This is a genomic window from Kitasatospora sp. NPDC048715 (genome assembly GCF_043198905.1).
Classification (GTDB): Bacteria; Actinomycetota; Actinomycetes; order Streptomycetales; family Streptomycetaceae; genus Kitasatospora; species Kitasatospora lactacystinica.
Genome location: NZ_JBICVH010000008.1, coordinates 294,409 through 319,041 on the forward strand (window position 1 = coordinate 294,409; position 24,633 = coordinate 319,041).

Genomic DNA, 24,633 nt, shown 5'->3' on the forward strand with positions numbered 1-24,633 from the left:
GGGGCCTGCCTTCACGGGTTGGTCCTGCCTTCACGGATGTCGTCACGACGTCGGTCGCGACGTTCGTCACGGATGTCGTCACGGATGTCGTCACGGGTGGGTGGGATCGGGCCGACGCCCGGCAGGTAGCCGGCCTCGGCGGCCCAGGTGAGCGCGGCCGACCACCACTGCGGGGTCGGCGCGGCGAAGCGCACGCCCAGCCGGTCGAGCACCGCGGTGGTGTACGCGCTGTCCACCAGCACCCGGCGTTCCTCCTGCGCCGCCCACGCGGCGGCCACCCGGGCGGCCGTCGGGTGGCGGCGCTCGGCCCGGGCCAGGGCGGCCGCGAAGCCCTCCTCGTCGGTGAGCCGCACGGGGTGGCCGTGCCCGGCCAGCCACCGCACCAGCTCGTCGTGCGGGACGGCGTGCGGCGTCTCCACGTGGTACGCGCCGGGCGCGGCGTACGGGTCGAGGGCGATCGCGGCGATCCCGGCGGCCACCGTGTCCACGTACGAGAACGCGAAGGCGGTGTCCGGCCGGCTCGGCGCGGCGCCGGCCAGCAGGTAGCCGCGGATCAGCTGGTAGATCCGGTTGTCGCCGGCGTTGGCCTGGAACGCGCCGGTCCGGCTGTGCGCCGCGATGTGGCCGCTGCGGTGCAGGTGGGCGGTGTGCCCGCGGGCGGCCCAGGCCCGGACGGCCTGCTCGGCCCGGTACTTGGTCCGCTCGTACGGGGTGCGGAAGTACTGGCCGATCTCCAGGTCCGCCTCGCTGAAGCGGCGCGGCGGGCCGTCGACGCCGCCGGAGACGGCGAGCGTGGAGACGTGGTGGAGCCGGGCGTCCGGCGCGTTCTCCCCGAGCCAGTCGAGCAGCCGCCGCACCGCCGTGTGGTTGGTGCGCTCCAGCTCGTCGGGCGAGGCCACCAGCCGGACGTCCGCCGCCGCGTGCACCACCAGGTGGGTGCCCCGGGCGAGTTCCAGCCCGGCCGGGGAGAGGCCGAGGCCGTCCCGGTCGATGTCCCCGGCGAGCGCGCGGACGGGGCCGGCCGCCCCGGCACCGAGCCGCTTCAGCGCCTCGGCGTCGTCCGCGGCCCGCACCAGGCAGGTGACCTCGGCGCCGCGGCGGAGGAAGGCCTCCAGCAGGTGCCGCCCGAGGTAGCCGGTGGCGCCGGTGAGCAGCACCCGGGCGGGTTCGCCCACCCTCGCCCGGGCCGCCGGGGCGACGCCGGGGTGCAGCAGCTGGCCGGAGGTGGACAGCTGCGCCCGGACGACCGGTGCGGCCTCCGGGGCCCGTGCCTCGGCCGCCACCGCCCGGGCGAACCGCCCGGTGATCCGCTCGGCGGCGGAGTGTGGCAGGCCGGGCCGCCCGTACACCAGGTCGGCGACCAGCCGCTGCTCCACCACCCGTGCGGTGAGGCGCAGTTCGTACAGCGGGTCGCCCCCGGTACAGCGGGCCGTCCCGGCCTGTTCGGCGGCGACCGTCCAGTCCAGCGCGGGTTCCTCGGGCAGCCGGAAGGTGCCGAGGAAGTTGAAGCCGACGGCGGGCCGCCCGCCGGGCGCGTCCATCGGCCGGACGGGTGCCTCGCGCAGCCGCCGCGCCACGGCGTCCGGGGTGGCCCCGGCGTCCAGAGCGACATGCTTGACGGCGGTGAACCAGCCGACGGTGTCCAGGAATTCGCCCTCGTCGCCGACCGCGTCCCGGCCGTGGGTCTCGACCTCCACCGCGAGCCGGGGACGGCCGCTGTCGCCGGTGACGGCTGCGGCGAAGGCGGCCAGCAGCACGGCCTCCAGCCCGGACCCGGCGCCGTGCCGGGCGATCAGCCGGGCGGTGGCCGCCGGGTCGAGCGCCCAGCTGAGCGCGCCGGGCTCCTGGACCTCTCCGACGGCGGGCTCCCCTATGGCGAGTTCCCCGACGGCGGGCTCCCCGACCGCGGGCTCCCCGACCGCGGGCTCCCCGACGGCGGGCTCCCCGACCGCGGGCTCCTCGGCCTCCCCGGCGACCGGCTCGACGGCGGGAGACGCGGCCGCCGCCCAGGCGTAGAAGTCCGCCGTCGGCGGCAGATCGGCCGGCTTCCGGTCGAGCACCGCCCGGTACGCGTGCGCCAGGTCGTCCAGCAGGATCCGCCAGGACAGTCCGTCGACCACCAGGTGGTGCGCGATCAGCGCGAGCCGGTCGTCGGTGCCGGGCGGACCGGTGAACAGGTGGGCGCGCAGCAGCCGGCCGGCCGCCGGGTCGAGGCTGCGGTGGAGTTCGGTGCAGACCCCGGCGACGGTGTCGGCGATCTCCCCGGCCGAGCTCGGGATCCGGGAACAGGAGACCGGGTCGAGCCCGGCCACCTCCCGGAGCTCGCCGCAGCCGTCGGGGGTGACCGGGCGGCGCAGCGCCGGGTGCCGCTCCAGGACGGCCGCGACGGCCGCCGAGAGCGCTTCCGGGTCGACGGCGGTGCGGCAGCGCAGCAGCACGGACTGGTTCCAGTGCCGCGGCTCCCGCAGCGACCGCTGCCGGTACAACCAGCGCTGCGCCGGGGCGAGTCGGTAGCCGCCGGCGTCACCGCGCGGGGCGGGGACGGACGGCGCGGCCGGGACGGCGACCGCCGCCAGGCCCTCGGCCGTCGGGTGCCGGTAGAAGTCCTCGTAGGCGACCCGCAGGCCGGAGCGCCGCAGGAAGGCGATGGTGCGCATGGCGAGGATGGAGTCCCCGCCGAGGGCGAGCACGTCGGCGCGCGGCCCGACCGCGGGCAGGCCGAGGGCGCCCGCCCAGAACCGGGCGATCTCCCCGGCCGGGCCGCTCCCGGCGGTGCCGCTGGACTCCGCCCGGGCCTCGACGAGTTCGGCCGCCAGCTCGGCCAGCCGCTGCCGGTCGAGCTTGCCGTTCGGCCCGACCGGGAACTGCGGCAGCACCAGGATCGGCTGCGGCACGGAGTAGCCGGGCAGCCGGTCCCGCAGGTGCGCGCGCAGGTCCTCCAGCGTCTCCTCCCCCGCCGACCCCACCGAATCCGCCGAATCCGCCGACCCCGTCGGCCCTGCTGCCCCCTTCGGCCCCTCCGAGCCGTCGGCGCCTCCCAACAGCCTTACCACGCCGATCAGTTGGTTGCCGAGTGCGGTCTCCCGCAGCAGCGCCGCCGAGCGGGCGACGCCGGGGTGGCCGTCCATCGCCCGCTCGACCTCGGCGAGGTCCACCCGGTAGCCGCGGACCTTCACCTGGCGGTCCACCCGGCCCAGGAAGACCAGGTCGCCGTCCGCCCGCCGGCGGCACAGGTCCCCGGTGCGGTAGACGAGTCGGCCGTCGTGCCGGACGAAGCCGCGTGCGGTCTCGGCCGGCCGGCCGTAGTAGCCGGCGGTCACGCCCCGGCCCCCGATGAGCAGTTCGCCGACCGTGCCGTCCGGTACCGCCCGGCCGGCGCCGTCCACCACGGTCAGCAGCACCTCGCCGATCCCGGTGCCGATCGGCACGGTCGGCTCCTCGGCGGGCAGTTGGCCGGCGGAGGTGACGAGCAGGCAGGTGGCGCCGACGGTGGTCTCGGTCGGGCCGTAGTGGTTGGCCAGCCGCGCGGTGGTGCCACGGTCGAGCAGGGCGGCGGCCAGCGGACGGGGCAGCGGCTCGCCGCCGAGCAGCACGGTGTGCAGCGGCGGGGAGTCGGCCGGACGGCCCTCCAGCAGGGCGGTCAGGTGCGAGGGGGTGGTCTTCAGCACGTCCACCCGGGCCCGCCGCAGCGAGGCCCAGAAGGCCTCCGGGTCGCGCACCTCGCGGTCCGGCACGAGGTGCACCGAGCCGCCGGTGGCCAGGGCGAGCAGCCAGGCGGTGTGGCCGAGGTCGGCGGCCAGGGTGGTGACGTGCGCGGCGCACGGGGCGTCGGCCTCGGTGAGGCCGAGCCGCCCGGCCAGCGCCCGGGCGTAGTGCACGGCGTTGGCGTGGGTGACGGCCACCGCCTTGGGCTCGCCGCTCGACCCGGAGGTGAAGGAGAGGTAGGCGAGGTCCTCGCCCCGTACCTCGACGGTCGCCGACCGCGGCCCCGGCAGCGCCTCGACGGCCGGTGCGACCCCGACGCCGGTGCCCGGCGCCTGCCCGGTCCCGGTGCCCGGCGCCTCGGCGCCCTCGGTGCTCGGCGCCTCCGCGTCCTCGACGCCCGGCGTCCGTCCGGCCCCGACGTCCACCACCTCCCCGCCGAGCCCGCCCTCGGTGGCCAGCACCCGGGCCACCCGCACGGACGCCAGCCGCCGGGCCAGGTCGGCCGCCGACCAGTCCGGATCGGCCAGCACGGCCGCCGCGCCCGAGCGCAGCACCCCGTACAGCAGCACCAGCATCCGGGCGTCCCGGGGCCCGACCAGGGCGACCCGGTCGCCCCGGCCGGTGCCGGCGGCGGCCAGCCTTGCGGCGATCCGGCCGGCCGCGGCGTCGACCGTGCGGTAGTCGAAGCTGCGGACCCCGTCGCCCAGGGCGGGCCGGTCGGGGTGGGCCCGGGCGAGGTGCGCGAGCAGTTCGGGCAGCGAGCGGGCGCCGCGGACGGGGTCGGCCGCGTGGCCGCGGGACGCGGAGCGGAGGTGCTGCGTCGCGGGGGTCACGCCGACTCGCCCCCCGTCCGGCCCGCCCGGGCCGGCCCGGCGACCACCGCCGGGTCGCCCACCAGGTACCCGTCGAGCAGCGCCCGCTCGGGCAGCCGTCCGGCCAATTCCCAAGCCAGCATGCGGTGCAGGCCGTCGAGGTGGATCAGCCCGGACCGGACCGCGAGGTCCCCGTAGTCGGAGTGGTCGACCGGCGCGGTGCTGAGGAAGACGGGCGTGAACGGTGCCCACCGCAGCAGCCGCAGCTTGGCCGCGCAGACCGGGTTGGCGACGGCCCAGGCGGCTCCGCCGGCGCGGACCCGCTCGGCCGCCTCGGCCACCGTCAGCCCGGAGCGCGGCACCGTTTCGAGCTCCCCGCCCTCGCTGAGGTGCCAGGGCAGCACGACGCCCAGGACGTCCGCCCGGGAGAGCCGGATCCGCCACCAGCCGCCGGGGATGCGGTCGGCACGTTCGAGGTTCTCCTCGCCGTACATGTTGCTGTTCGCCTCGTGGGCCCGCTCCACCGGGTGGTCCCGCAGGTAGGCGTCGTGGACCTCGGGGAAGGCGACGGCGGTGACGATCTCCACGGCAGTGCTCCTCAGACGGTTCCGGTGTACTCGGTGCGGGCGTGTTCGCCGGCGGTGTACTCGGTGAAGTGCCGCTCGGCGAACAGCTCGGGCCACTGGCCGTCGGCCAGGTCCAGTTCGCGGGCCCGGGCGAGCATCTGTCGCCAATAGGGCTTCACCGGACGCCAGCGCGCCCCCACCTGGCAGTAGGAGGCGTCGACGAAGTACCGGGGGTGGCCCGGTCCTTCGGGCGCCGGTCTGCGGGTGTGGAACAGCGCCGAGTTGAGCAGCACCGTCGAGCCGGGCGGCAGCCGGTCGAGGACCACCTCGCCGGGCAGTTCCGCGGTGCCGTGGTGGGCGAAGGCGGACTTGCCGACGGTGCGCAGGTGCGAGCCGGGCAGCACGGCCAGGCTGCCGACCCGCTCGTCCAGTCCGCCGAGGTAGTGCAGCGCGTGGACCATCAGCAGCGACGGGTCGGAGCGGTCGTTGGGCTCGCAGTCGTGGTGCCAGGCCTTGCCCGGGATCCCCGGGTCCTGGCGGTCGCTGTGCAGGTGGTGGAAGACGAAGTCCGGCCCGAGCAGGCGGGTCAGGGTGCGCAGCAGCGGTGGGTGGGTGAGGAGTTCGCCGTGGGCGGGCAGTTCCAGTTCCAGCAGCGGGGGCGGTCCGTGGCGTAAGGGGTCGGCGCACGCGGCGATCGACCGGGCCCGCAGGCCCTCGTCCACCCACCGGTCGACCTCGGGGGCGAGCCGTTCGCGCAGCGCTTCCGGCAGCAGGCCGGGCAGGACCAGGTACCCGGACTCCAGGAACTGGCGGCGGTGCTCGGTGTCGAGGGCCTCACGCCCTCCGGAGTGCGGCGTCACCGAACCGATCCCCTCCTTCCGTCGGGCGGGCACACACAGGGTCGTGACGCCACAGGACGTGGCGCGGGCAGTGGAGGCACACGGTGTCGTCCAGACCTCGGGTGGCGGCGGTGCGTCCGTCACGGGCGTCTCGGCCGCCACAGCTGAATCGCGATCACCACGAAGAGGCATGCGTTGATCACGCAAAGTAGTCCGCCCCAGGAGTATGAACCTGTCATCGCGTCCACGACAAGGCCTATACCAGCTCGTGGACACCTTCCCGCCACCGTGCCGTTCAGCTCCGGCCACCAGTCGGCTCCCGTCCCACGGGGAACTCCGGGCCGTTCGCGCCCCGGTGATTCGCCGCCGTCACGGCGGATGCGGCACAGTGAGGTCATGAGCGACAGGAGTCACCCCGCCCCCGGACCGGTCAGGCGCCGCCCGGTCCAGCAGCGCAGCCTGGAGCGGTACGGCCGCATCCTGGACGCCTGCGCCGGGCTGCTGGACGAGGTCGGGGCGACCGCGCTCACCACCAAGGAAGTCGCCCAGCGCGCCCAGGTGCCGATCGGCACCCTCTACCAGTTCTTCGCCGGCAAGGAGGACCTGCTGGCCGCGCTCGCCACCCGCAACCTCGACCACTACCTCCAGCGCCTGGACGCCCGGCTGGCCGCCGCCGCGCCGGTCGGCCCCGCCCTCTTCACCGACCTGGCGGTGGAGGAGTTCGTGGCGATGAAGCGGGCGGTGCCGGGCTTCGGCCAGCTGGACTTCGGCCTGGCGGGCCCGGCCGTCCCCACCGGCGTCCAGGACGACCTGCACCTGCTGGACGCGGGCGTGGACAACAACACCGCCGTGGCGCTGCGGCTCCAGGCGCTCGGCGGCGAACTGTTCCGGGCGGGCGACCCGTCGGCCACCACGCTGGCCCTGCGGGTGGCCCTGGAAGCCGCCGACGCGGTGCTCAAGCTGGCCTTCCGGGAGGCCCCCGACGGCGATCCGGCGCTGATCGCCGAGTGCAAGCGGTTGGTCCGCGGCTACCTCGCGCAACAGTCCTCCGCCCGCTGAGGCAGGGCACCGCGCCCCTCGCGCGCCCCGTCCGCCCGAGGCGTTGCGCGCCCGCCGCACCCGCAGCACAGTGGATAGCGGGAACGGCCGTGGAGGCGGCCGGGCACACGACCCGAGGGAGCAGACCATGCAGGCAGCGGTAGGTGACCAGCTCCACATCCACAGCAGGTCGGTGGGCATGGTGGACCAGAAGGGCGAGATCGTCGAGGTGCGCGGCACCGACGGACAGCCGCCGTACATGGTCCGGTTCGAGGACGGCCACGAGGGTCTGATCTACCCGGGCCCCGACTGCAACATCGAGCGTCGCGAGGCGAACCTCTGACCGACACCCCCGTCACCCCGCCCCGCGCGAGGTGGTGAGGAGCGGTGTCCGCTCCCACGACCCCGCTGCCCGGGGCACTCGCCGGGCTCGCGCCACTGCTGGACCACTACGGGTACCTCGCGGTGGCGCTGCTCGTGCTGCTCGACAACTGCGGCATCCCGGTGCCCGGGCAGACCGTGCTGGTGCTGGCCTCGGTGTACGCCGGCGCCGGGCACCTCGACTTCGCCGCCGTCCTGCTGGTCGCGACCGGCGCCGCCGCGCTCGGCAACAGCCTCGGCTACCTGATCGGCCGCACCGGCGGCCGCGCCTTCGTCCACCGCTGGGGCCGCTACGTGCTGCTCACCCCGGCCCGGATGGACCGCGCCGAGGACTTCTTCGCCCGGCACGGCGGCAAGGTGGTCACGGTCGCCCGCTTCGTGGACGGGCTGCGCCAGTACAACGGGATCATCGCCGGGACCACGGAGATGCCCTGGCGCCGGTTCCTGCCGTTCAACCTGCTGGGCGCGGTGCTGTGGACGGCGGTCTGGGGCACCTTCGGCTACCTCGCCGGGGCCAACATCGGCGCGGTGTACCGCACGGCGCTGCGCTACCAGGTCTGGTTCGCGGTCGGGCTGGGCGTGCTGGTCGCGGCCGTCCTGCTGCGGCAGGTGCTGCGCCACCGGCGCCGGCGCCGCACGGGCGCAGGCACCGGCACGGGCACTGGCACAGGCACCGGCAAGGGCACCGGCAAGGGCACCGACACCGGCACCGGGCCCGAGTAGCCGCGGGTCAGCGCAGCGGGAACACCTCGAACGGCACCGCGAAGCGCGTCCCCAGCCGGCTGCCCGCGCCCCGGCCGAAGCCCTCCAGGAACTCCCGCGGCTCCGCCATCGCCCCGCCCAGCCCGGCCAGGTACGCCTTGTGCTCCTCCAGCGAGGCGACGCCCCGGTCGAAGTGCGCGGTGGTGTCCACCGCGTGCCCGGCGTCCGGCGAGGCCACCGCCCAGATCTGCCGCACGCCGTTCCACGGCTCGTGGCCCTCGGCCAGCAGCTCGCGGAACACCCAGCGGTTCCCGGCGTCCCGGACCCCGTCCAGGGTGGCCCGGCCGACCGCGATGTGGTCGGCCTGGTTGAGGAACTGCCCGCCGTAGGTGTCCCGGAAGTTGCTGGTGATCACGATGTCCGGCCGGTGCCTGCGCACCACCCGGGCGATGTCCCGGCGCAGCGGCAGCCCGTACTCCACGACCCCGTCCGGGTGTCCGAGGAACTCGACGGTGTCGACGCCGACCACGCGCGCCGAGGCGATCTGCTCGGCCTCGCGCAGCGGGCCGCACTCGGCCGGGTCCAGCGAGTCGATGCCCGCCTCGCCGCTGGTGACCATCGCATAGACGACCTTCTTGCCCTGCGAGGTCCAGCGGGCGACGGCCGCGGCCCCGCCGTACTCCATGTCGTCGGGGTGGGCGACGATCGCCAGCGCGGTCTGCCAGTCCTCGTCGACGGGCTCGAAGGGCTCGGGGGCCTGGTCGGTCATGCTGCTCGTTCCTCTCGGTGCGGCTCACGGTCGTACGGACGCACGACAGTCGCACGGCCGTACCACCCGTGACTCTAGAAGACCCGCTTCCCCAACGCCCCGTCAGACACCGTCGCCCCGGGTCGGCTTGCCCCTGACGCGGGCGTCAGGGGTTGGCTTCCGGGCGTCCCGCGGGAGGGGTCAGCTCGGGTCGGCGGCGAGCAGCGGATCGGCGGGGGCGGCGGAGGTGTCCTGGCCGGGCCAGCGGATCCGGGTGGCGCAGAGGGAGACGACGGCCGCCGAGGCGGCGACGGCGGCCATGCCCCAGAGCAGGCTGGTGGCGCCGGCGATGAAACCGATCACGGCGGGGCCGGCCAGCAGGCCGGTGGTGCCCATGGCGGCGACCAGCGAGAGGGCGTCGGCGCCCTGCCGGGCGGCGGCGACGTAGACGCACGGGGTCACCGCGGCCACTCCGAGGCCGACGCAGGCGAAGCCGAGCAGGGTCGGGACCACGCCGCCGACCGCCAGGGCCAGGGCGAGTCCGAGGCCGGCCAGCAGGCTGCCGGTGCGCACGATCCGGCCGTCGCCGAAGCGGGTGCGCCAGCCGTCCGCGAAGATCCGGGCGCAGACCATCATCACCGAGACCACCGCGATGCCCATCGGGGCGAGCCCGGCGCCGGCGTGCACGTAGTCCTTGAGGTAGAGCGCCGACCAGTCGTTCATGGCGCCCTCGGTGACGGTGCCGAACACCATCGCCAGGCCCATCCAGAGGGTCGCGACGGTCGGCAGCACGAAGCCGCGGCGCCGCTTCCTCTCCTCCGGTTCGGCGGATTCGGCCGGCCGGTCCGCCAGCAGCCCCGGCCGGGCCGCCACGACCAGCACCGCGAGCAGCGCGGCGGCCACCCCGAAGTGCACCGCCAGGGTGCCGGTGACGGAGGTGACGCCCGAGGCCAGCAGGGCGGCGAGCAGCGAACCGGCGCTGAAGGTGGCGTGCAGCCGGGACATCGTGGCCCGCTCGAAGCGGGCCTCCAGCGCGGCGCCCTGGGCGTTCATCGCGACGTTCAGGCAGCCGACCGCGACGCCGTCGAGGAACAGCACCAGCAGCATCACGGGGTAGTTCGGCACCACCGACAGGGCGAGCAGGATCACGCCGAGGGCGAGCGCGGACAGTACCGAGAGCAGGCGGGAGCCGAGCCGCCGGGTCAGCACCGCGACCAGGGGGAAGGACACCGCCGCGCCGATTCCGCAGGTCATCAGCAGCAGGCCGATCTGGGCCTCGCCCAGGTCGAGCCGGGCCTTGAGCGCGGGTACCCGGGAGACCCAGGTCGCGTACTGGAATCCGAGGACGAAGAACAGGGCGCCGATGGCCACTTGGGACCGGCGGAAGTCGTCGCGAACGGGGGACATCGGTATCAGCCCACTTCGGCTCTGGGGTACGGCCCGCGGATCGCGGTGGAGTGCGGCAGCGGCCGGACCGGGACGGCGTCCAGCGGCATCGCCATGTAGACCGCCCGGGTGCCGTAGCTCTCGGGCAGGTCGATCTCGGGCCGGGCGCGGTAGCCCAGCGGGGTCCACAGCACGTGCGAACCGCGGACGGCGACCAGCGAGGCGCTCCGGTAGCCGGCCGTCCGGGCGGTGTGCTCCAGGTGCCGCAGCAGCCGCAGGGACAGGCCCCGGCCGCGCAGGTCCTCGGAGATCACCAGGTCGTGGGCGTGCATGTTGGTCGGCCGCTCGCCCGCGTCGGCCCCGTCCTCGCCGCGGCCGAGGTCAGGGCAGCGGAACAGCGGGTACGGCAGGGCGAGCAGGTAGCCGCCGAGGCCGCCCGGGTGCTCCAGCACGAAGCAGGTGTCCGGCGAGGCCCGGTGCCGGGAGCGCAGCGCCTCGCGGCCCTCGGACAGGCCGCTGGCGGCGTAGGCGCGCTCCTCCAGCGCGACCACGGCGTCCCAGTCCTCCTCCCGGAGCAGCCGGATGCGGTACTCGCTCATCTCTCTCCTCCCTCGCGGCGCCCGCCGATGCAGCTGTACGGCAGTGGCGCGAAGCCGTTGAACCCCTGGGTGGCGTAGGCGGTGGCGTACGCGCCGCAGGAGTGGATCCAGACCGGTTCGCCGGAGCTGATCGCGCGCGGGACGCGCACCAGGCCGCCCTCCTGGGCGTACGCGTCGTCGCTGTCGCAGGTCGGGCCGGCCACCACGGCGTTGACGAACTGACCGCCGGGGTGGGTGGGGAACTCCAGCCGGTACTGGAGCTGGTCCATCTCGTACAGGCCGTTGAACTTGCCGCAGCTGAGGTAGAGCCAGTCCTCCCGGGTGCCGTCGGGGCGGTGGCGGGAGGTGAGCCGGGAGACGTGCGCGCGGATCGCGCCGTGGTCGGCGACCAGGTGCCGCCCGGGCTCCAGCAGGAACTCCAGCGGCCCGGCGTTGACGGCGCTCAGCCGCTCCATGCCCTCGCGGATCACCGCGAACATCTTGTCCAGCGGCGGGTCGAGCGGGCGTCCGCCGCGGTCGAGGACGCCGAGGGCGGGCAGGCCGCCGCCGAGGTTGATCCGGGTCGGGGTGATGCCACGCCAGTTGAGCGCCTCCAGTACGGCGGCCAGCGACTCGACGGCGGCGCTCCAGGCCTCGGCGGTCATCTGCTGGGAACCGACGTGCACCGACAGTCCGGACGGCACGAGCCCGGCGGTGCGGGCGGCGTCGAGCACCCGCACGGCGTCCTCGGGCGAGCAGCCGAACTTGTGACTCAGGCCCCACAGCGCGCCCTCGCCGGTGGTCGCGATGCGGCAGAACACCCGTGCGCCGGGGGCGTGTTCGGCGATCGCCGCGACGTCCTCCAGGCTGTCGGTGGCGAAGTCCCGCACGCCCAGCCGGTGGGCCTCGGCGATGTTGCGGTCGGACTTGACGGTGTTGCCGTAGTGGATCAGTTCGGGCGGCACGCCGGTGCGCAGCGCCTGGGCGATCTCCTGCGGGCTCGCCGCGTCGAAGCCCGAGCCGAGGGCGGCGAGGTGGTCCAGCACCTCGTCCACCGGGCAGGCCTTCATCGCGAAGCGGACGGCCACGCCGGGCAGTTCGGCGCGGAGCGCGGCGTACTGGCGGCCGATGCCGTCGAGGTCGTAGATGATCCGGTCGTCGGTGGCGGCGGCGAGTGCGGCGCGCAGCGCGGTGCGGTCGTGCTCGTCGGCGCGGCGCGTCTCGGTGTGCACCGCGGAGACGGCCGGGGCACGGTGGGCGGGCGGGTGGGCGGCGCTGTGGCCGCCGGCGCGGCCGCCGGGGTGGCCGGCCGCATGGCCGGTGGTGTGGCCGGTGGCATGGCTGGTGGTCTGGCGTATCACGTGGAGTTCCCCGTCCGGCTAGCGTGGCCGCCGGTCGACGGGGGTGGCCCTGCTCGCCCGCACCAGCGGGCCCCACGCGTCGATCAGCGCTGCGAAGTCCTCGATGTCCGTCTGCGCCTCGTCGAGCAGGCGTGCCCGCAGGGGCGCCAGGTGGTCCGCGAACTCGGCGTACTTTCCGCCGAGGCGTCGGTAGCAGCGGTCGAGTTCGGCGAGCCTGCGGTGGTTCTCCGCGCGGTCCGTCGCGGCGCTGCGACGGGCGGATTCGGCGATCGGTTCGGGGCGGACGCGGTGCTGTTCGTCCAGCAGGGCGCCGCCGGCCGCCTCCATCTCGGAGTAGACCGGGTAGAGGTAGAGCATGGAGAGCAGGAACTTGGCGTAGCGCAGCTGGTAGGCGGTGAAGCCGGGGCCGGTGCGCCGTTCCGGGGTGTGGTAGTTGACGATGTGGCGGTTGTGGGTGACGCCCGGCAGGGTCGCGTCGCGCACCAGGTGGTGCAGGAAGTAGTCGCTGCCAATGGTGTCGGTGGCGGGCGGCAGCGGCACCCGTTCGTAGACCTCGTGGTGGAGGCCGATGTTGCACATGTCGATGTGCCAGATGTCGGGCAGGTCGAGCACCGCGCGGTCGGCGGTGAAGGGCTCGGTGCCGCCTCCGGTGAAGGACTCGGCGACGAGTTCGCGCTTCTCCTCCTCGCTCGCGCCGGTGGGCGCCCAGAGCGCGACCACGTCGTGGTGGACCTCGGGGTCGAGTTCACGGATCTCGCCGACGTCGACGGAGAGTTCACCGACGAAGGAGGCGCCGACCAGTGCGACCGGCTTGTCCGCGTGCGCCGCGTCGAGGGTGTTCTCGGTGACGGCGGCGGCCGCGTCGGCGGCCTTCAGCCCGAGCGTGGCCAGCTCGTGCTCGATCGGGAACACCGGTTCGCCGTCGAGCAGTTGGTAGCGGCTGTCGGAGTCCCGGCGGTGCACCGACTCGCAGCCGAGCGCCGCGGCCAGCAGGAACGCCCGGTTGGTGCAGGCGCCGTAGGAGACGGCGTCGGGCAGCATCAGGCGCAGCAGCCGGTCCGGGTCGGCCGCGCCGGATGCGTCGATCACCTCGCGCAGGAAGGCGCGCTGGGCGTCCTCGTCCAGGTGGTGGACGACCACGCCGTCGACGGCCGGCAGGCCGGCGAGGGCCCCGGCGTGCCGGGCACGGTCCGCGGGCTCGGCGGAGTCCAGCACCAGCAGGTGCACCCGGACGCCGAACCGCCGTACGGCGTGGGCGGCTTCGGCGCCGATCGCGGTGATGGTGTCCGCGCAGGCGCGGTTGGTGGGCAGGGTCAGGCAGACGTCGCGCATTCCCGCTCCCCCGTGTCCCCGCATTCGTCGAACGGCTTGCTGCTCCAGGACCGCAGGCCGAGCAACTTCTCCCCCAGTTCGGTGAGTTCGGCGGTTCCGTAGCGCTGCGCCTCGGGCCGGTCGGCGTCGCCGACCAGCGTGCGGTTCCAGTCCGGCGTGCCGAGCGTGCGCCAGGACTCCACCCGGGAGCGGCGCAGCTTCTCGGACTCCTCCAGCGCGGGCATCATCGACAGGTACTGCACCGCGCGCACACCGCCCGCGGAGGTGTTGGGCGCCACGCCGTGGGCGAGCAGGCCGTTCCAGATCAGCAGGTCACCGGCCTCCAACTCGGGCCGTACGACCGGGAACTCGGCGCGGTCGACGTCCGGGCGGATCGGGTCGCGGTCGGCCGGCTGGGCGGCCCGCCACTCGTCGAAGCGGCGGAACAGCTCCGGGTCGCACTGGAAGCCGCCGTGGTCGGGGGCGGTGTCGTTGAGCGCGATGATGCCCTGGACGCGCTGCGGCAGCATGTCCCGGGTGGTGTCGACGTCCCAGTGCAGCTCGATGTCGAAGCCGCGGTCGGTGGGCTCGATCAGCGCGCGGTCGCGGTTGCGGACGTTCGGCGGGTTGAGGTTGAGCCGGTCGAGGGTGACCCAGAGCTCCTCGCAGTCCCACACGTCCACGAAGGCGTCGTAGACGCGCTGCGACTGGCGGCTGTCCCAGATGAGCTGGTGGTGGTAGGCCTCGACGAAGCCGTAGACGTGCAGGTGCCGGTCGAGTTCGTCGCGGTACTCGCGCTCGCGGTACCAGTCCTCGGGGCGGTCCGGCGACAGGCCCTGGAACTCCCAGGCGAAGTCGAGCAGTCGGCGCGCGGCCCCGGCCGGGATCGCCTGCTTCACCACCACGTAGCCGTAGGTCCGCCAGAACGCGTGGTCCTCCTCCGAGAGCACCCGCAGCGGGTGCTTCTTGCGGACCTCGCGCAGCGCGGTCGGGGCGAGGTAGCTCTCGGTGTCGGCACTGAAGTAGGGGCGCTGCGACGCGGCCCGGTACAGGTATTCCCCGTCGGGTCCGTCGGGGTGTTCGGCAGGGCTCGGCATGGGCAGTCACTCCATGGTTCGTAGTCGACGCAGCGCTTCCTCGCGGGCTCGATGCGGGCGCGGCGAGTCGACGGCCGGCCACCGGCCGCAACAGGAATTCGAGTGCGGCCCGGAGGGCCGTCCGCATACGGTCCTTCTCGCCACGGCCCGCGGGCGCGGAACAGCGCCACGTCAGGGGGCCAACTCTCCCGTCCGGCAAGGCACCTCACCCCGCATCAGCCTTTGCCGAACCGCGCTCCCCATACGTTGGACTAGACCAACTAATGGTGTCAACCCTTTCCTGCGGGTTACCGATTGGGAAATCAACGCAGCTCACGACGCCTCTCGGGGTTCGCTTTATGTTTCGGAGACTGACATAAGAGCGGGTATGTTTCTGGAATTGACATATTCGCGCGCACGGTGAACCGGTCGGGCCGGCCGTACGTTGGGCTCATGGCACCCGCGCTGACGGCTCCCCCGTGGCTGACCGAGGGTCTGCGGCCCCGGGCCGCGCCCGTCCCCTGGGCCGCGGTCGCCCGCGCGTCCGTCGCCCTCGCCGCCCCGCTCGCGGTGGGCACCGCCACCGGGCGGCCCGCCTACGGCGCACTGGTGTCGATGGGCGCGCTGTCCGGAGTCATCGGGGACACCGCCGACGCGTACCGGATGCGGGTCTACAACATCGCCGTGCCCCAGCTGTTCGGCGCCCTGGGGATGCTGCTCGGCACCCTGGTGTTCGGCGCCGGCTGGACGGCCGTCGCGACGGTGACCGTCGTCGCGCTGGTCTCCGGCATGATCTCCTCGATCGGCGCCGTCGCCTCCGTCTCCGGACTGCTCCTGCTGCTCAACGCGGTCGTCGGGGCCGGGCTGCCACTGCCCTCCCCCTGGTGGCTGCCGCCCGCCCTGCTGCTGCTCGGCGGCCTGGTGGTGCTCGCCCTGACCCTGCTCGCCTGGCCGCTGCGCGTGGGCGTCCCCGAGCGGGCGGTGGTGGCCGGCACCTACCGGGCGGTCGCCGACCTGTTGGAGGCGGCCGGCACACCGGAGTACGACGGACGCCGCCGCGAACTCACCCGGTCGCTCAACCAGTCCTACGACCTGCTGCTCGCCCGCCGGGCCCGCCGGCACGGCCGCTCACCCACCCTGGTACGGCTGCTCGCCCAGCTCAACGCGGTGATCCCGGTGGTCGAGGCGGCCTCGGCGGCCCACCTGCGCCCGCCCGAGTTCGGCCCGCTGGCCGCCGGCTACCCGGCCGCCGTGCGCGCACTGGCCGACGCCGTCGAGCAGAACCGCACCGGCCCGCCCCCGCCGCTCGGCCTGCCGGTCCCGGCCGGCCCGTCCACCCGCGCGCTGGTCCAGGCGATCGGGCACGCCGCCGTGGTCGTGCACGAGGCCGCACCCGACCCGTACGCCACCGGCGACCGGCTGGGCCGCCCCGCCGGGATCGAGGTCCGGGCCCGGCGGGCGACCAGGGCACTGCTGCTGTCCGGCGCCTCCTGGCGGTACGGGCTGCGGCTGGCACTGTGCATCGGGCTGGCACAGGTGCTGGTCTCGGTGATCGAGGTGCCCCGCTCGTACTGGGTGACGCTGACCGTGACCTTCGTGATGAAGCCCGACTTCGGCTCGGTGTTCTCCCGCGCGGTGCTGCGCGCGCTCGGCACCGCCGCCGGGCTGCTGATCGCCGTCCCGGTCCTGGCCGAGGTGCCGCACGGCTGGTGGGACGTCCCGGTGATGGCGGCACTGGCGGCCCTGATCCCGGCCCTGTCCGCCAAGGGGTACGCCTTCCAGACCGCGGCCATCACCCCGGTGATCCTGCTGCTCTCCGACCTGCTCAACCACCAGGGCTTCCACCTGGTGCCGCCCCGGCTCTACGACTCGCTGATCGGCTGCGGCATCGCGCTGCTGGTCGGCTACCTGCTGTGGCCGGACTCCTGGCACACCCGGATCGGCGACCGGCTCGCCGACGCCGTCCAGGACACCGCCTCGTACGTGTCGCTGGCCCTCGCCACCGCGCCCGGACGGGACGAACCGGCCCGCGCCCGCTACCGGCGCCGCCTCTACCGGGACCTGTCCACCGTGCGCAGCGAGTTCCAGCGGGCGCTCACCGAGCCGCCGCCGGTCGGCACCCGGGCGGAGGCCTGCTGGCCGGTGGTGATCGCGGTCGAGCGGATCGTGGACACCACCACCGCCACCCGGGTGCGGATCGAGCACGGCGCTCCGGTGCCGACCGCCGCCGAGGTCGCCACCGTCACCCGGGAGCTGACCGGCCTGGCCGAGGCGCTGCGCACCGGTGGGCCGCCGCCGCCGGCGGCGGAGCCGGACGCGCTGGCGCCGGACTGCGCGCTGGCCCGGCTCCACCACGAGGTGCGCGCCGCCCGGTCGGTGGTGGCGCCGATGCCCCGAACCCCCGAGCCGGCGCCCTGAGCGCGGCCGGTCCCGGAGCCGCAGCGTCCGGTCCCGGAGCCTCGGCGTTCGATCCCGGAGCCTCGGCATTCGATCCCGGAGCCTCGGCATTCGATCCCCGACCCGCGGGTTCGGTCCCGGGTCCGCCGGGTGCGCCCCGCCGGGTTCAGTCCTGGATCCGCCGCCAGGGCCGGTCCGCCTCCAGCGCGAAGGCCAGCTCCAGCAGCAGCCGCTCCTGCCCGTGCGCCGCCGACAGGTGCACCCCGACCGGGAGCCCGCCGGGCTCGGAGCCCGCCGGCAGCGCGATGCCCGGGCCGCCGGTCACGTTGTTGACCGGGGTGAAGGCGACGTAGCGCATCAGCCGGTCCATCAGCTCGTCGAAGTCCACGTTCGGGCTCAGGTACCCGATCGGCGGGGCGGTGTGGGCGAGCACCGGGGAGAGGATCACGTCGTGGTCGCGGAAGATCCGCGCGTACACGCCCTCGGCCCGGCGCAGCCGCCGCAGCACGCCGGGGGTCTGCGGGAACTCCGCCCGGAACCGGCGGCGCAGTCCGGTGGTCAGGCCGTCCAGCTTCCCGGCCCGGAAGCTCGGGTCGATCAGCAGCCGGCCGGTGGCGGCGATGGCCCAGGCGATGTAGCCCCAGTAGCTGACGAAGTCGCGGGAGAACTCCTCGCCGAAGGGCAGTGCGGTCGGCTCGACCAGGTGGCCCATCGCCTCCAGCCGGGCGGCGGTCTCCTCGACCACCTGCCGGGTCGGCCCGTCGGTCTTGGCGATCGGCGAGTCCACCACCAGGCCGATCCGCAGCCGCCGGTCACCCGGTCCCTCGACCAGGCCGAGCGGGGGCAGCCCGGGGTTGCCGCGGTGCCGCTCGGCGGCGGCGAAGAAGGCGGCGGTGTCGCGCACCGAGCGGGTCAGCACGCCGTCGGTGACCAGGTCGATCGGCAGTTTGCCGCTCTGGGCGTTGGTGACCAGCCGGCCCCGGGTGGGCTTGAGCCCGACCAGCCCGCAGCAGGCCGCCGGGATGCGGATCGAGCCGCCGCCGTCGTTGGCGTGCGCGATCGGCACCACGCCGGCGGCCACCAGGGCCGCCGCGCCGCCCGAGGAGGCGCCGGGCGAGTGCGAGGGCTTCCAGGGGTTGCGCACCGGCTGGGCGGTGGCGAACTCGGTGGAGGCGTTGAGGCCGAACTCGGGCAGTCTGGTCTTGCCGAGGACGGCCAGGCCGGTGGAGAGGAACTGGTCGGTGAAGCGCGCGTTGCGGCGGGCCGGGCGGGCGCGGTAGGCCTCGCTGCCCATCGCGGTCGGCAGGCCGCGCAGGTCCACGTTGTCCTTGAGGTAGGTCGGTACGCCCCAGAGCGGACCGCCGATCCCCTCCCGGCTGATCCGCGGTTTGTCGTACGAAGCATGGGCGACGGGCAGCAGCGCGCCGTCCACCCGCGCGGCCCGGTCGGCGGCCGCGCCGACCAGTTCCCTCGGGTTGACCGCGCCGGCCCGGACCAGCGCGGCGAGCGCCACCGCGTCGTGGGCGCCCAGGGCGTCGTCGGCGAACGCGTGGACCCGCTCGTCGGTCATCCGAACTCCCCACTCCCTGCCGGACGTTCCACCGTCCGACGATCGCACCGGTTGGTCGTACCTGCCCGGTTCTACTGACCGGTAATCTCGCAGGGCTTCGAGTGTAGGCACGGCCGGCGGCCGGCGCCCGACCGGGGTCGACCCCGACGGGTAAACGCTCCATCAAATCTTCGAGGGCGCACGACCGTTCGGCCCGCGCCCCCGCGTTCACCCCGTCCGCCCGTCCACGATCGTTTCGCCGCACGCCGCCGGGAAAGATCACGTTCGCGATTCGTCCCGGTCCTCCCGCCCCAACCAAGGTGACGCCCGTGCCGACCCCCTTCTTCCCGACCACCCGGTTCACCGCGGCCACCGCCCCCGGCGGCCTCCCGCTGCTCGGCCACGCCCCCGCCCTCCTCCACCACCCGCACGAGTTCGTCGCCGGCCTGCCCGCCCACGGCGACCTCGTCCGGCTGCGGCTCGGCCCGCTCCACGCGTACGTGGTCTGCCACCCCGAGCTGGTCCGCCGGCTGCTCGCCGACGACCGCACCTTCGACAAGGGCGGGCCCCTCCTCGACAAGGCCCGGGAGGTCCTCGGCAACGGCCTCGCCACCTGCCCCGCCGCCGCCCACCGGCGCCAGCGCCGCATGCTGCAGCCCGCGTTCCACCGCGACCGACTGCCCGGCTACGCCGCGCTGATGGCCGAGGAGATCGACGGCGCCACCGCCCGCTGGCGCGACGGCGACGTGATCGACGTCCCCACCGCGATGCACCGCCTCTCCACCGCCGTCACCGCCCGCTGCCTGTTCGCCGCGCACGAACGGGCCGGCACGCTGCCGGTGCGCCGCTCCATCGACGCCGTCACCCGCGGCGTCGGCCGTCGGGTGATGCTGCCGCTGCCCGGTGCCGACCGCCTCCCCACCCCCGGCAACCACCGCTTCCGCCGCGCCCGGCAGGACCTGCGGGAGATCACCCGGCGGCTGATCGCCGACCACCGCGCCGCCGGCACCGACCGGCACGACCTGCTCTCCACGCTGCTCGACGCCACGGACGAGGACGGCCGGGGCCTGACCGACGCCGAGGTCCACGAGCAGGTGGTCACCTTCCTGCTGGCCGGCACGGAGACCACCGCCGCCACCCTCTCCTGGGCCTGGACGCTGCTCGCCGCCAACCCGGCCGTCCGGATGCGGCTGCACGCCGAACTCGACACCGTCCTGGACGGCCGGCCCGCCCGCCACGAGGACCTGCCGGCCCTGCCGCTCACCGCCCGGATCGTCAGCGAGACCCTGCGGCTCTACCCGCCGCCCTGGATCCTCAGCCGCACCGCCACCGCCGACACCGAACTCGGCGGCCACCGCATCCCGGCCGGCGCCACCCTGCTCTACAGCCCCTACCTGCTGCACCGCCGGGCCGACCTCTTCCCCCGCCCCGACCGCTTCGACCCCGACCGCTGGCTCACCACCGCCCGCCCCGCACCCGGCACCTACGCGCCCTTCGGCCTCGGCGCCCGCCGCTGCATCGGCGACGTCTTCGGCACCACCGAGGCCGTCCTCGCCATCGCCACCATCGCCGCCCGCTGGACCATCGCCCCCACCCCCGGCCGGCCCGTCCGCCCCACCCGCGGCTCCTCCCTCACGCCCCGGCCCTTCACCGCGACACTCACCCGCCGGGTCCGCTGACCGGACGGCGACCGGGCTCCTACGCCGTCCGCGCCGGGTCCGCCGACCGGATCCCGACCCGGCTTCGGTACTGTCCCGGCGTGGCCGGCCGCACGGGCGCCGGCCGGAACCACGCCGCTCGACCGGGACGCCACCAGACCATGAACGCTCGAACCCCCTCGGGGCTCCTGACCGGGCTGCTGCGCGCCGCCCGGACGTACCCGCGCCGCTCGCCGCTGACCTTCGGCTACGTCGTCCTGCTCCTGCTCGGGCACGTCTGGGTCGAGAACCTGCTCGCCGCGGACCGCGCGGACGCGCTGCGCGACCACATCAGCACCAACCTCGACAACCTGCACGACCACCCGGTCAGCGCCCTGCTCGGCAGCGCGCTGCTCTTCGACGGCACCCTCACCGAGATCCTCTCCACCGGCTTCGGCAGCACCCTGATCACCCTGGGCCTCGGCGTCTGCTGCTGCCTCGCCTGGACCGAGCGCCGCTTCGGCGGCCTGCGCGCCGCCGCCGTGTTCCTCGGCGGGCACATCGGCGCCACCCTGATCACCGCCGCGGTGATCCTGCTCGCCCTGCGCCACGGCTGGTACCCGGAGAGCGTCCGCGGGGCCTCGGACTACGGCATCAGCTACGGCGCCCAGACCGTCCTCGCCCTCGCCACCCTCGCCGCGCCCCGCCGGGCCCGGCTGCCCTGGGCCGCCTTCGTCGTCGCCTGGCCGCTCTCCGGCGGCGACTGGCCCGGCCCCCTCCCGGGCTTCACCACCGTCGGGCACCTCCTCGCCGCCGCCCTCGGCTTCGCCCTGGCCGCCGCCGTGGCCCTCGGCGCCTCGCGGCGCCGGCGTGCCGGGGCCGAGCGGCCGGCGGACGCCCACCCGTGACCGTCCCCCGGCTCTCCAGGGCCTCCGGGTTCCACGGCCTGTCGGGGCCGGGGGCCCGTCGGTTCCAGCGCCTGTCGGTTCCAGCGCCTGTCGGTTCCAGCGCCTGTCGGGGCGGGGCCGGTGGCCCGGGCGGCGGTCAGCCGGGCGGGCGCCGGTCGGCGGCGATGGCGGTGAGCAGCCGCTCGATCTCCTCCAGCCGGCGCCGCAGGTCCTCGACGTCGCTCCGGGTGGCGCTCTGCTCGCCCGCCTTGAGGGAGACCAGCAGCTGTCCGTCCGGCTCCAGCCGGGCCCGGGCGACGTCGCCGACCTTGTCGCCGTTCTGGATCCGGATGGCGTGCTCCAGCTCGGACGGGCGCAGCGCCAGGCTGTGCAGCGCGCCGGCGACCAGCTTGCCGTCCTTCACCACCGTGGTGGGCCGGCCCTCCAGGATCCGGGCGGCCCTCGGATCGCGCGCGAGCCAGCGGGTGACGGCGGCGTTCACCGCGATCAGGGTCACCGCCCCGATCGCGCCGCCGAGCAGGCTGTTGTCATTGCCGATGATGGCGTTCTGCACCACGTTGGAGAGCAGGAAGACGACCACCATGTCGAAGGTGTTCAGCCCCGCCAGCCCGCGCTTCCCGGCGAGCCGGAACAGCACCAGGATCAGCACGTAGACGGCGATCGTGCGGAGGACCTTCTCCACGATCGGAATCTGGACGGCCATCAGGTCGTGCCACACTGCCCCGCTCCTCCCGCCTCGACGGCTGCGAACGGGGCAGACGCTACGCCACGGTCACCGCTTGGGCCTGCCGCGCCGGGCCGCCGCGCCCCGCCCGCCGGCCTTGGCTCCCCCGGCCTTCGGCGCCCCGGCCCGCTGCCCGCCGGACTTCTGGCCGCCCGCCTTCTGCGCACCGCCCTTCTGCCCGCCGGACCGCTGCGGCTGCGGCTTGCCCCGGCCCGCCGCCGCCTTCTTCGGCTGCGCCTCCGGAGCCGCCTGCCCGGCCCCGCGGCCGCGCGAACTGTTGACCGTGCGGCCGCGGACGATCCCGATGAACTCCTCCACCAGGTCCGTCGTCCGCTCCTGCGGCCAGGACAGCGCCACCTGGGACTGCGGCACGTCCGCCACCGGCCGGAAGGTGAGGTCCCGGCGGTGGTGCAGCCGGGCCAGGGACTGCGGCACCAGGAGCACGCCGACGTTCGCCGCGACCAGCTCGACCGCGTCCGCGGTGCTGTCCGGACGGGCGACGGCGGGGCGCCCGGGCAGGGTGTCGGCGGTGAGGCCCAGGGTGTCGTCGAGCGGGTGGAAGACCACCTCATCGGCCAGGTCCGCCACCGAGGCCTCCTCGGCGGCGGCGAGCCAGTGGTCCTTGGGGAAGACCACGACGGTGGTCTCGGTGTAGAGCGGGATCGCGCTCAGCACGTCCTTGTCGACCGGCAGCCGGACCAGCCCGGCGTCCGCGCCGCCCTCGCGGAGGGTCCGCTCGGCGTCGCCGGACTCGACCGCGAGGAGGTCCAGCGGCACGTCCGGGAGCCGCTCCTCCCAGACCCGGACCCATTTGCCGGGGGTCACGCCCGGGACGTACACGAGCCGGAAGGTCGGGTTCACCTGCATGTCTGTCACAGGGCAAGGCTACCGACCGTGACCGGGAGCGCCCGCGCACTCCCTTACCCTTGTCACCATGACATCGCTCAAGCAGAAGACCAGCCAGACCATGAAGCCGGCCACGGCGGCCAAGAAGCTGGGGATCTACCTCGACGCCGCGCCGACCGACTTCCAGGAGGGCGTGGTCTCCCGCGAGGAGCTGAACGCGCTGCAGGCCGAGCCGCCGCAGTGGCTCCAGGACCTGCGCAAGAACGGCCCGCACCCCCGCCCGGTGGTCGCCGCCCGGCTCGGCATCTCGATCTCCGGCCTGGCCCGCGGCGGCGTGACCGAGGCGCTGACCACCGAGCAGATCGAGGCCCTCCGGGCCGAGAACCCGCTCTGGCTCCAGCACGAGCGCGCCAACCAGGTGGACCTCCGCAAGGAGACCGCCCGGATCAAGGAGAAGCACGAGAAGGAGGCCGCCGAGGCCGCCGCCAAGGCCGCCAAGGAGGCGAAGGCCGCCCAGGCCCGCTGACCCGCCCTCCCCGGGCCCGGCACGGCGGCGCTCCGGCGCCGGCTGCCGGGCCCGTTCTCGTCGGGCCCGTTCTCGTCGGGCTCCGCTCGGCGAACCCCTAGAAGCGGACGGTCCGCAGGACGGAGTCCCCGCCCTTGAGCCCGGCCAGGTAGAGGGTGCGGCCGTCCGCGCCGAGCTGGACCTGGACGACGGAGTCCAGGCCGAAGCCGGTGACGGTCTCGCCGGGAACGGCCGCGCCGGTCACGGGGTCGTACGACAGCAGTGCGGACTGCGGGGTCCTCGCGCCGGTGAACACGTGGACCCGGCCGGAGTCCGGGCTCGTCCCGAGCAGCCGGGGGCCGTCGGCGAAGGCCCCGAGGCCGAAGGCGGACCGGAAGGTGTTCGTCTCCGGGTCCAGGATGTCGGCGGTGACGGTGCCGTAGTCGCGGTAGCCGCTCGCGTAGACGGTGCGGCCGTCGGCGGCGAGCACGATCTCCTCGGCGGAGCCGAAGTCCGCCACCGGGTCGACGACCTCCGGGGCGGCGCCCTCGACGTCCAGGTGGTAGAGGTTGTCCGCGGTGCCGACCCAGGCGTCGGTGGCGTCGGGGCCGAGCACCACCCGGCCGACGGTGTAGCCGGTGAGGGTCACGCCGCCGGTGAAGGTCCGGGTGGCGGGGTCGTAGGCGAGGACGCGGCCGGCCCGGCTGCCCAGGCGCACGCCCCAGGGGCCGTACTGGGACAGGTACACCCGGGTTCCGTCCGGGCTGACGGTCACCCCGTTCAGTGCGCCCTTGGTCATGGCCCCGGGGCGGGGCTGGTCGGGCGTGGCGACCCGGGCGAGCTGCTGTCCGGTCGCGGCGTCGAAGGTCAGCAGGTCCCAGTCGACGGTCACGTAGACCCGGCTGCCGTCCGGGCTGACGGTCGGACGGCCGACGCTGTCGAAGCCGGTGACGGTGAGCAGGTCGGTGCTCGCCCCGGTACGGGTGTCGATGCTGCGGACGACCCGGGCCGAGTGGCCGGGGTCGACGGCGTGGCCGACCACCGCGTAGACGCGGGTGCCGTCCGGGACGACGGCGAACGACTCGGCCGTGCCGCCGAACGCCAGGGTGTCCGCCGTCGGGACGGCCCGGGCCGCGCTGACCGGCGGGCCCTCGGGCGCCGCGGCCGCGGTCTCCGTCCCGGTCAGCAGCAGTGCCCCTGCCGCCGCCACCGCTCCAAGCCAACGCGCTTTGCGCACAAGCCTGTTCATGCTTCCCCTCCCGCCGGTCGGATCGCGGCCCTGCCGCGTCCGCGTCAGGCTACGACACGGCCCGTGGACGGCGGAGCGGTTCGGTCGCACTCGGCCCGGCTCCGTCCGAACACAGCCCCTTCACGGCATCGACAGAACCGGAACCGGCCATGGACGGCGGCCGGATCCGCCTCCGCCGCGGAAACGGTTCCGCACGCCCGGCGAAGGCTTCCCGCGCCGCACGTGGCGTCACCCCGACGGCCCCGCGGACACGGTAGGGTCCGCTGGCGCGGCACCGGCCCGTCCGGCGGCCGCCGCCCACGCCCACCCCCGAGG

At 75.0% G+C, this 24,633-nt stretch carries 20 protein-coding genes; 7 read left to right on the top strand and 13 right to left on the bottom strand.

From position 1 onward, the window contains the following. Positions 1-11 precede the first annotated feature (11 nt). The 3 genes from ACGFSC_RS17285 to ACGFSC_RS17295 are packed head-to-tail and all read right to left on the bottom strand — an operon-like array spanning position 12 to position 5,943. The gene (locus ACGFSC_RS17285) at positions 12-4,538 is read right to left on the bottom strand and encodes an AMP-binding protein (protein ID WP_359898519.1); all 4,527 of its coding nucleotides are present in this window, start codon (positions 4,536-4,538) and stop codon (positions 12-14) included. Next, positions 4,535-5,104, bottom strand: coding sequence for a DUF6309 family protein (locus ACGFSC_RS17290; RefSeq protein WP_359898518.1), 570 nt, complete (start codon positions 5,102-5,104; stop codon positions 4,535-4,537). The genes ACGFSC_RS17285 and ACGFSC_RS17290 overlap by 4 nt, the downstream gene beginning before the upstream one ends. 11 nt (positions 5,105-5,115) lie before the next feature. After that, positions 5,116-5,943: a phytanoyl-CoA dioxygenase family protein gene (locus tag ACGFSC_RS17295; RefSeq protein WP_359898517.1), complete on the bottom strand. Its 828-nt coding sequence runs from the start codon at positions 5,941-5,943 to the stop codon at positions 5,116-5,118. 375 nt (positions 5,944-6,318) lie between these two features. On the opposite strand from ACGFSC_RS17295, the gene ACGFSC_RS17300 reads away from it, so the two are divergent. From ACGFSC_RS17300 to ACGFSC_RS17310, 3 genes are all read left to right on the top strand, one after another. Further along, positions 6,319-6,981 (top strand): TetR/AcrR family transcriptional regulator, encoded by a 663-nt coding sequence (locus ACGFSC_RS17300; RefSeq protein WP_359898516.1) that lies wholly within the window; start codon positions 6,319-6,321, stop codon positions 6,979-6,981. 127 nt (positions 6,982-7,108) lie between these two features. Further along, a complete protein-coding gene (locus ACGFSC_RS17305; protein WP_359898515.1) occupies positions 7,109-7,303 on the top strand; it encodes a DUF1918 domain-containing protein in 195 nt (64 codons plus the stop codon). A 44-nt stretch (positions 7,304-7,347) separates the two neighbouring features. Continuing rightward, positions 7,348-8,064: a DedA family protein gene (locus ACGFSC_RS17310; protein ID WP_359898514.1), complete on the top strand. Its 717-nt coding sequence runs from the start codon at positions 7,348-7,350 to the stop codon at positions 8,062-8,064. Positions 8,065-8,071: 7 nt separating this feature from the next. Here the strand turns inward: ACGFSC_RS17310 and ACGFSC_RS17315 are convergent, their stop codons facing one another. From ACGFSC_RS17315 to ACGFSC_RS17340, 6 genes are all read right to left on the bottom strand, one after another. Beyond that, complete coding sequence (locus ACGFSC_RS17315; protein WP_359898513.1) at positions 8,072-8,812, bottom strand: PIG-L deacetylase family protein; 741 nt, start codon at positions 8,810-8,812, stop codon at positions 8,072-8,074. 180 nt (positions 8,813-8,992) lie between these two features. Then, entirely contained in the window at positions 8,993-10,198 is a 1,206-nt protein-coding gene (locus ACGFSC_RS17320; protein WP_359898512.1) for an MFS transporter, read from the bottom strand. 5 nt (positions 10,199-10,203) lie between these two features. Beyond that, a complete protein-coding gene (locus tag ACGFSC_RS17325; RefSeq protein ID WP_359898511.1) occupies positions 10,204-10,776 on the bottom strand; it encodes a GNAT family N-acetyltransferase in 573 nt (190 codons plus the stop codon). Beyond that, complete coding sequence (locus ACGFSC_RS17330; RefSeq protein ID WP_359898537.1) at positions 10,773-11,942, bottom strand: type III PLP-dependent enzyme; 1,170 nt, start codon at positions 11,940-11,942, stop codon at positions 10,773-10,775. The genes ACGFSC_RS17325 and ACGFSC_RS17330 overlap by 4 nt, the downstream gene beginning before the upstream one ends. Positions 11,943-12,134: 192 nt before the next feature. Continuing rightward, the gene (locus tag ACGFSC_RS17335; protein WP_359898510.1) at positions 12,135-13,448 is read right to left on the bottom strand and encodes a DUF6271 family protein; all 1,314 of its coding nucleotides are present in this window, start codon (positions 13,446-13,448) and stop codon (positions 12,135-12,137) included. Continuing rightward, positions 13,430-14,524 carry a phytanoyl-CoA dioxygenase family protein gene (locus ACGFSC_RS17340; RefSeq protein ID WP_359898509.1) on the bottom strand — a complete coding sequence of 365 codons (1,095 nt, stop codon included), beginning with the start codon at positions 14,522-14,524 and terminating at the stop codon, positions 13,430-13,432. Before ACGFSC_RS17340 ends, ACGFSC_RS17335 begins: the two co-directional genes overlap by 19 nt. Positions 14,525-14,956: 432 nt before the next feature. Here ACGFSC_RS17340 and ACGFSC_RS17345 point away from each other — a divergent pair, with 432 nt between their 5' ends. Further along, the gene (locus ACGFSC_RS17345; RefSeq protein WP_359898508.1) at positions 14,957-16,921 is read left to right on the top strand and encodes an FUSC family protein; all 1,965 of its coding nucleotides are present in this window, start codon (positions 14,957-14,959) and stop codon (positions 16,919-16,921) included. Positions 16,922-17,066: 145 nt separating this feature from the next. Here the strand turns inward: ACGFSC_RS17345 and ACGFSC_RS17350 are convergent, their stop codons facing one another. Then, positions 17,067-18,470, bottom strand: coding sequence for an amidase (locus tag ACGFSC_RS17350; RefSeq protein WP_359898507.1), 1,404 nt, complete (start codon positions 18,468-18,470; stop codon positions 17,067-17,069). A gap of 308 nt (positions 18,471-18,778) precedes the next feature. Here ACGFSC_RS17350 and ACGFSC_RS17355 point away from each other — a divergent pair, with 308 nt between their 5' ends. Beyond that, the gene (locus tag ACGFSC_RS17355; protein ID WP_359898506.1) at positions 18,779-20,128 is read left to right on the top strand and encodes a cytochrome P450; all 1,350 of its coding nucleotides are present in this window, start codon (positions 18,779-18,781) and stop codon (positions 20,126-20,128) included. A gap of 140 nt (positions 20,129-20,268) precedes the next feature. Then, complete coding sequence (locus tag ACGFSC_RS17360; RefSeq protein WP_359898505.1) at positions 20,269-20,994, top strand: rhomboid-like protein; 726 nt, start codon at positions 20,269-20,271, stop codon at positions 20,992-20,994. A 136-nt stretch (positions 20,995-21,130) separates the two neighbouring features. Here ACGFSC_RS17360 and ACGFSC_RS17365 read toward each other — a convergent pair whose 3' ends face one another. Further along, on the bottom strand, positions 21,131-21,712 hold the full coding sequence (locus ACGFSC_RS17365) for a YetF domain-containing protein (protein WP_359898504.1): 582 nt from the start codon (positions 21,710-21,712) through the stop codon (positions 21,131-21,133). Between the two features lie 54 nt (positions 21,713-21,766). After that, positions 21,767-22,594: a LysR family substrate-binding domain-containing protein gene (locus ACGFSC_RS17370; protein WP_380348938.1), complete on the bottom strand. Its 828-nt coding sequence runs from the start codon at positions 22,592-22,594 to the stop codon at positions 21,767-21,769. A gap of 58 nt (positions 22,595-22,652) precedes the next feature. Here ACGFSC_RS17370 and ACGFSC_RS17375 point away from each other — a divergent pair, with 58 nt between their 5' ends. Then, the gene (locus tag ACGFSC_RS17375) at positions 22,653-23,090 is read left to right on the top strand and encodes a DUF5997 family protein (RefSeq protein ID WP_359898503.1); all 438 of its coding nucleotides are present in this window, start codon (positions 22,653-22,655) and stop codon (positions 23,088-23,090) included. Positions 23,091-23,187: 97 nt separating this feature from the next. Here the strand turns inward: ACGFSC_RS17375 and ACGFSC_RS17380 are convergent, their stop codons facing one another. After that, the gene (locus ACGFSC_RS17380) at positions 23,188-24,318 is read right to left on the bottom strand and encodes a hypothetical protein (protein ID WP_359898502.1); all 1,131 of its coding nucleotides are present in this window, start codon (positions 24,316-24,318) and stop codon (positions 23,188-23,190) included. Positions 24,319-24,633: the final 315 nt, after the last annotated feature.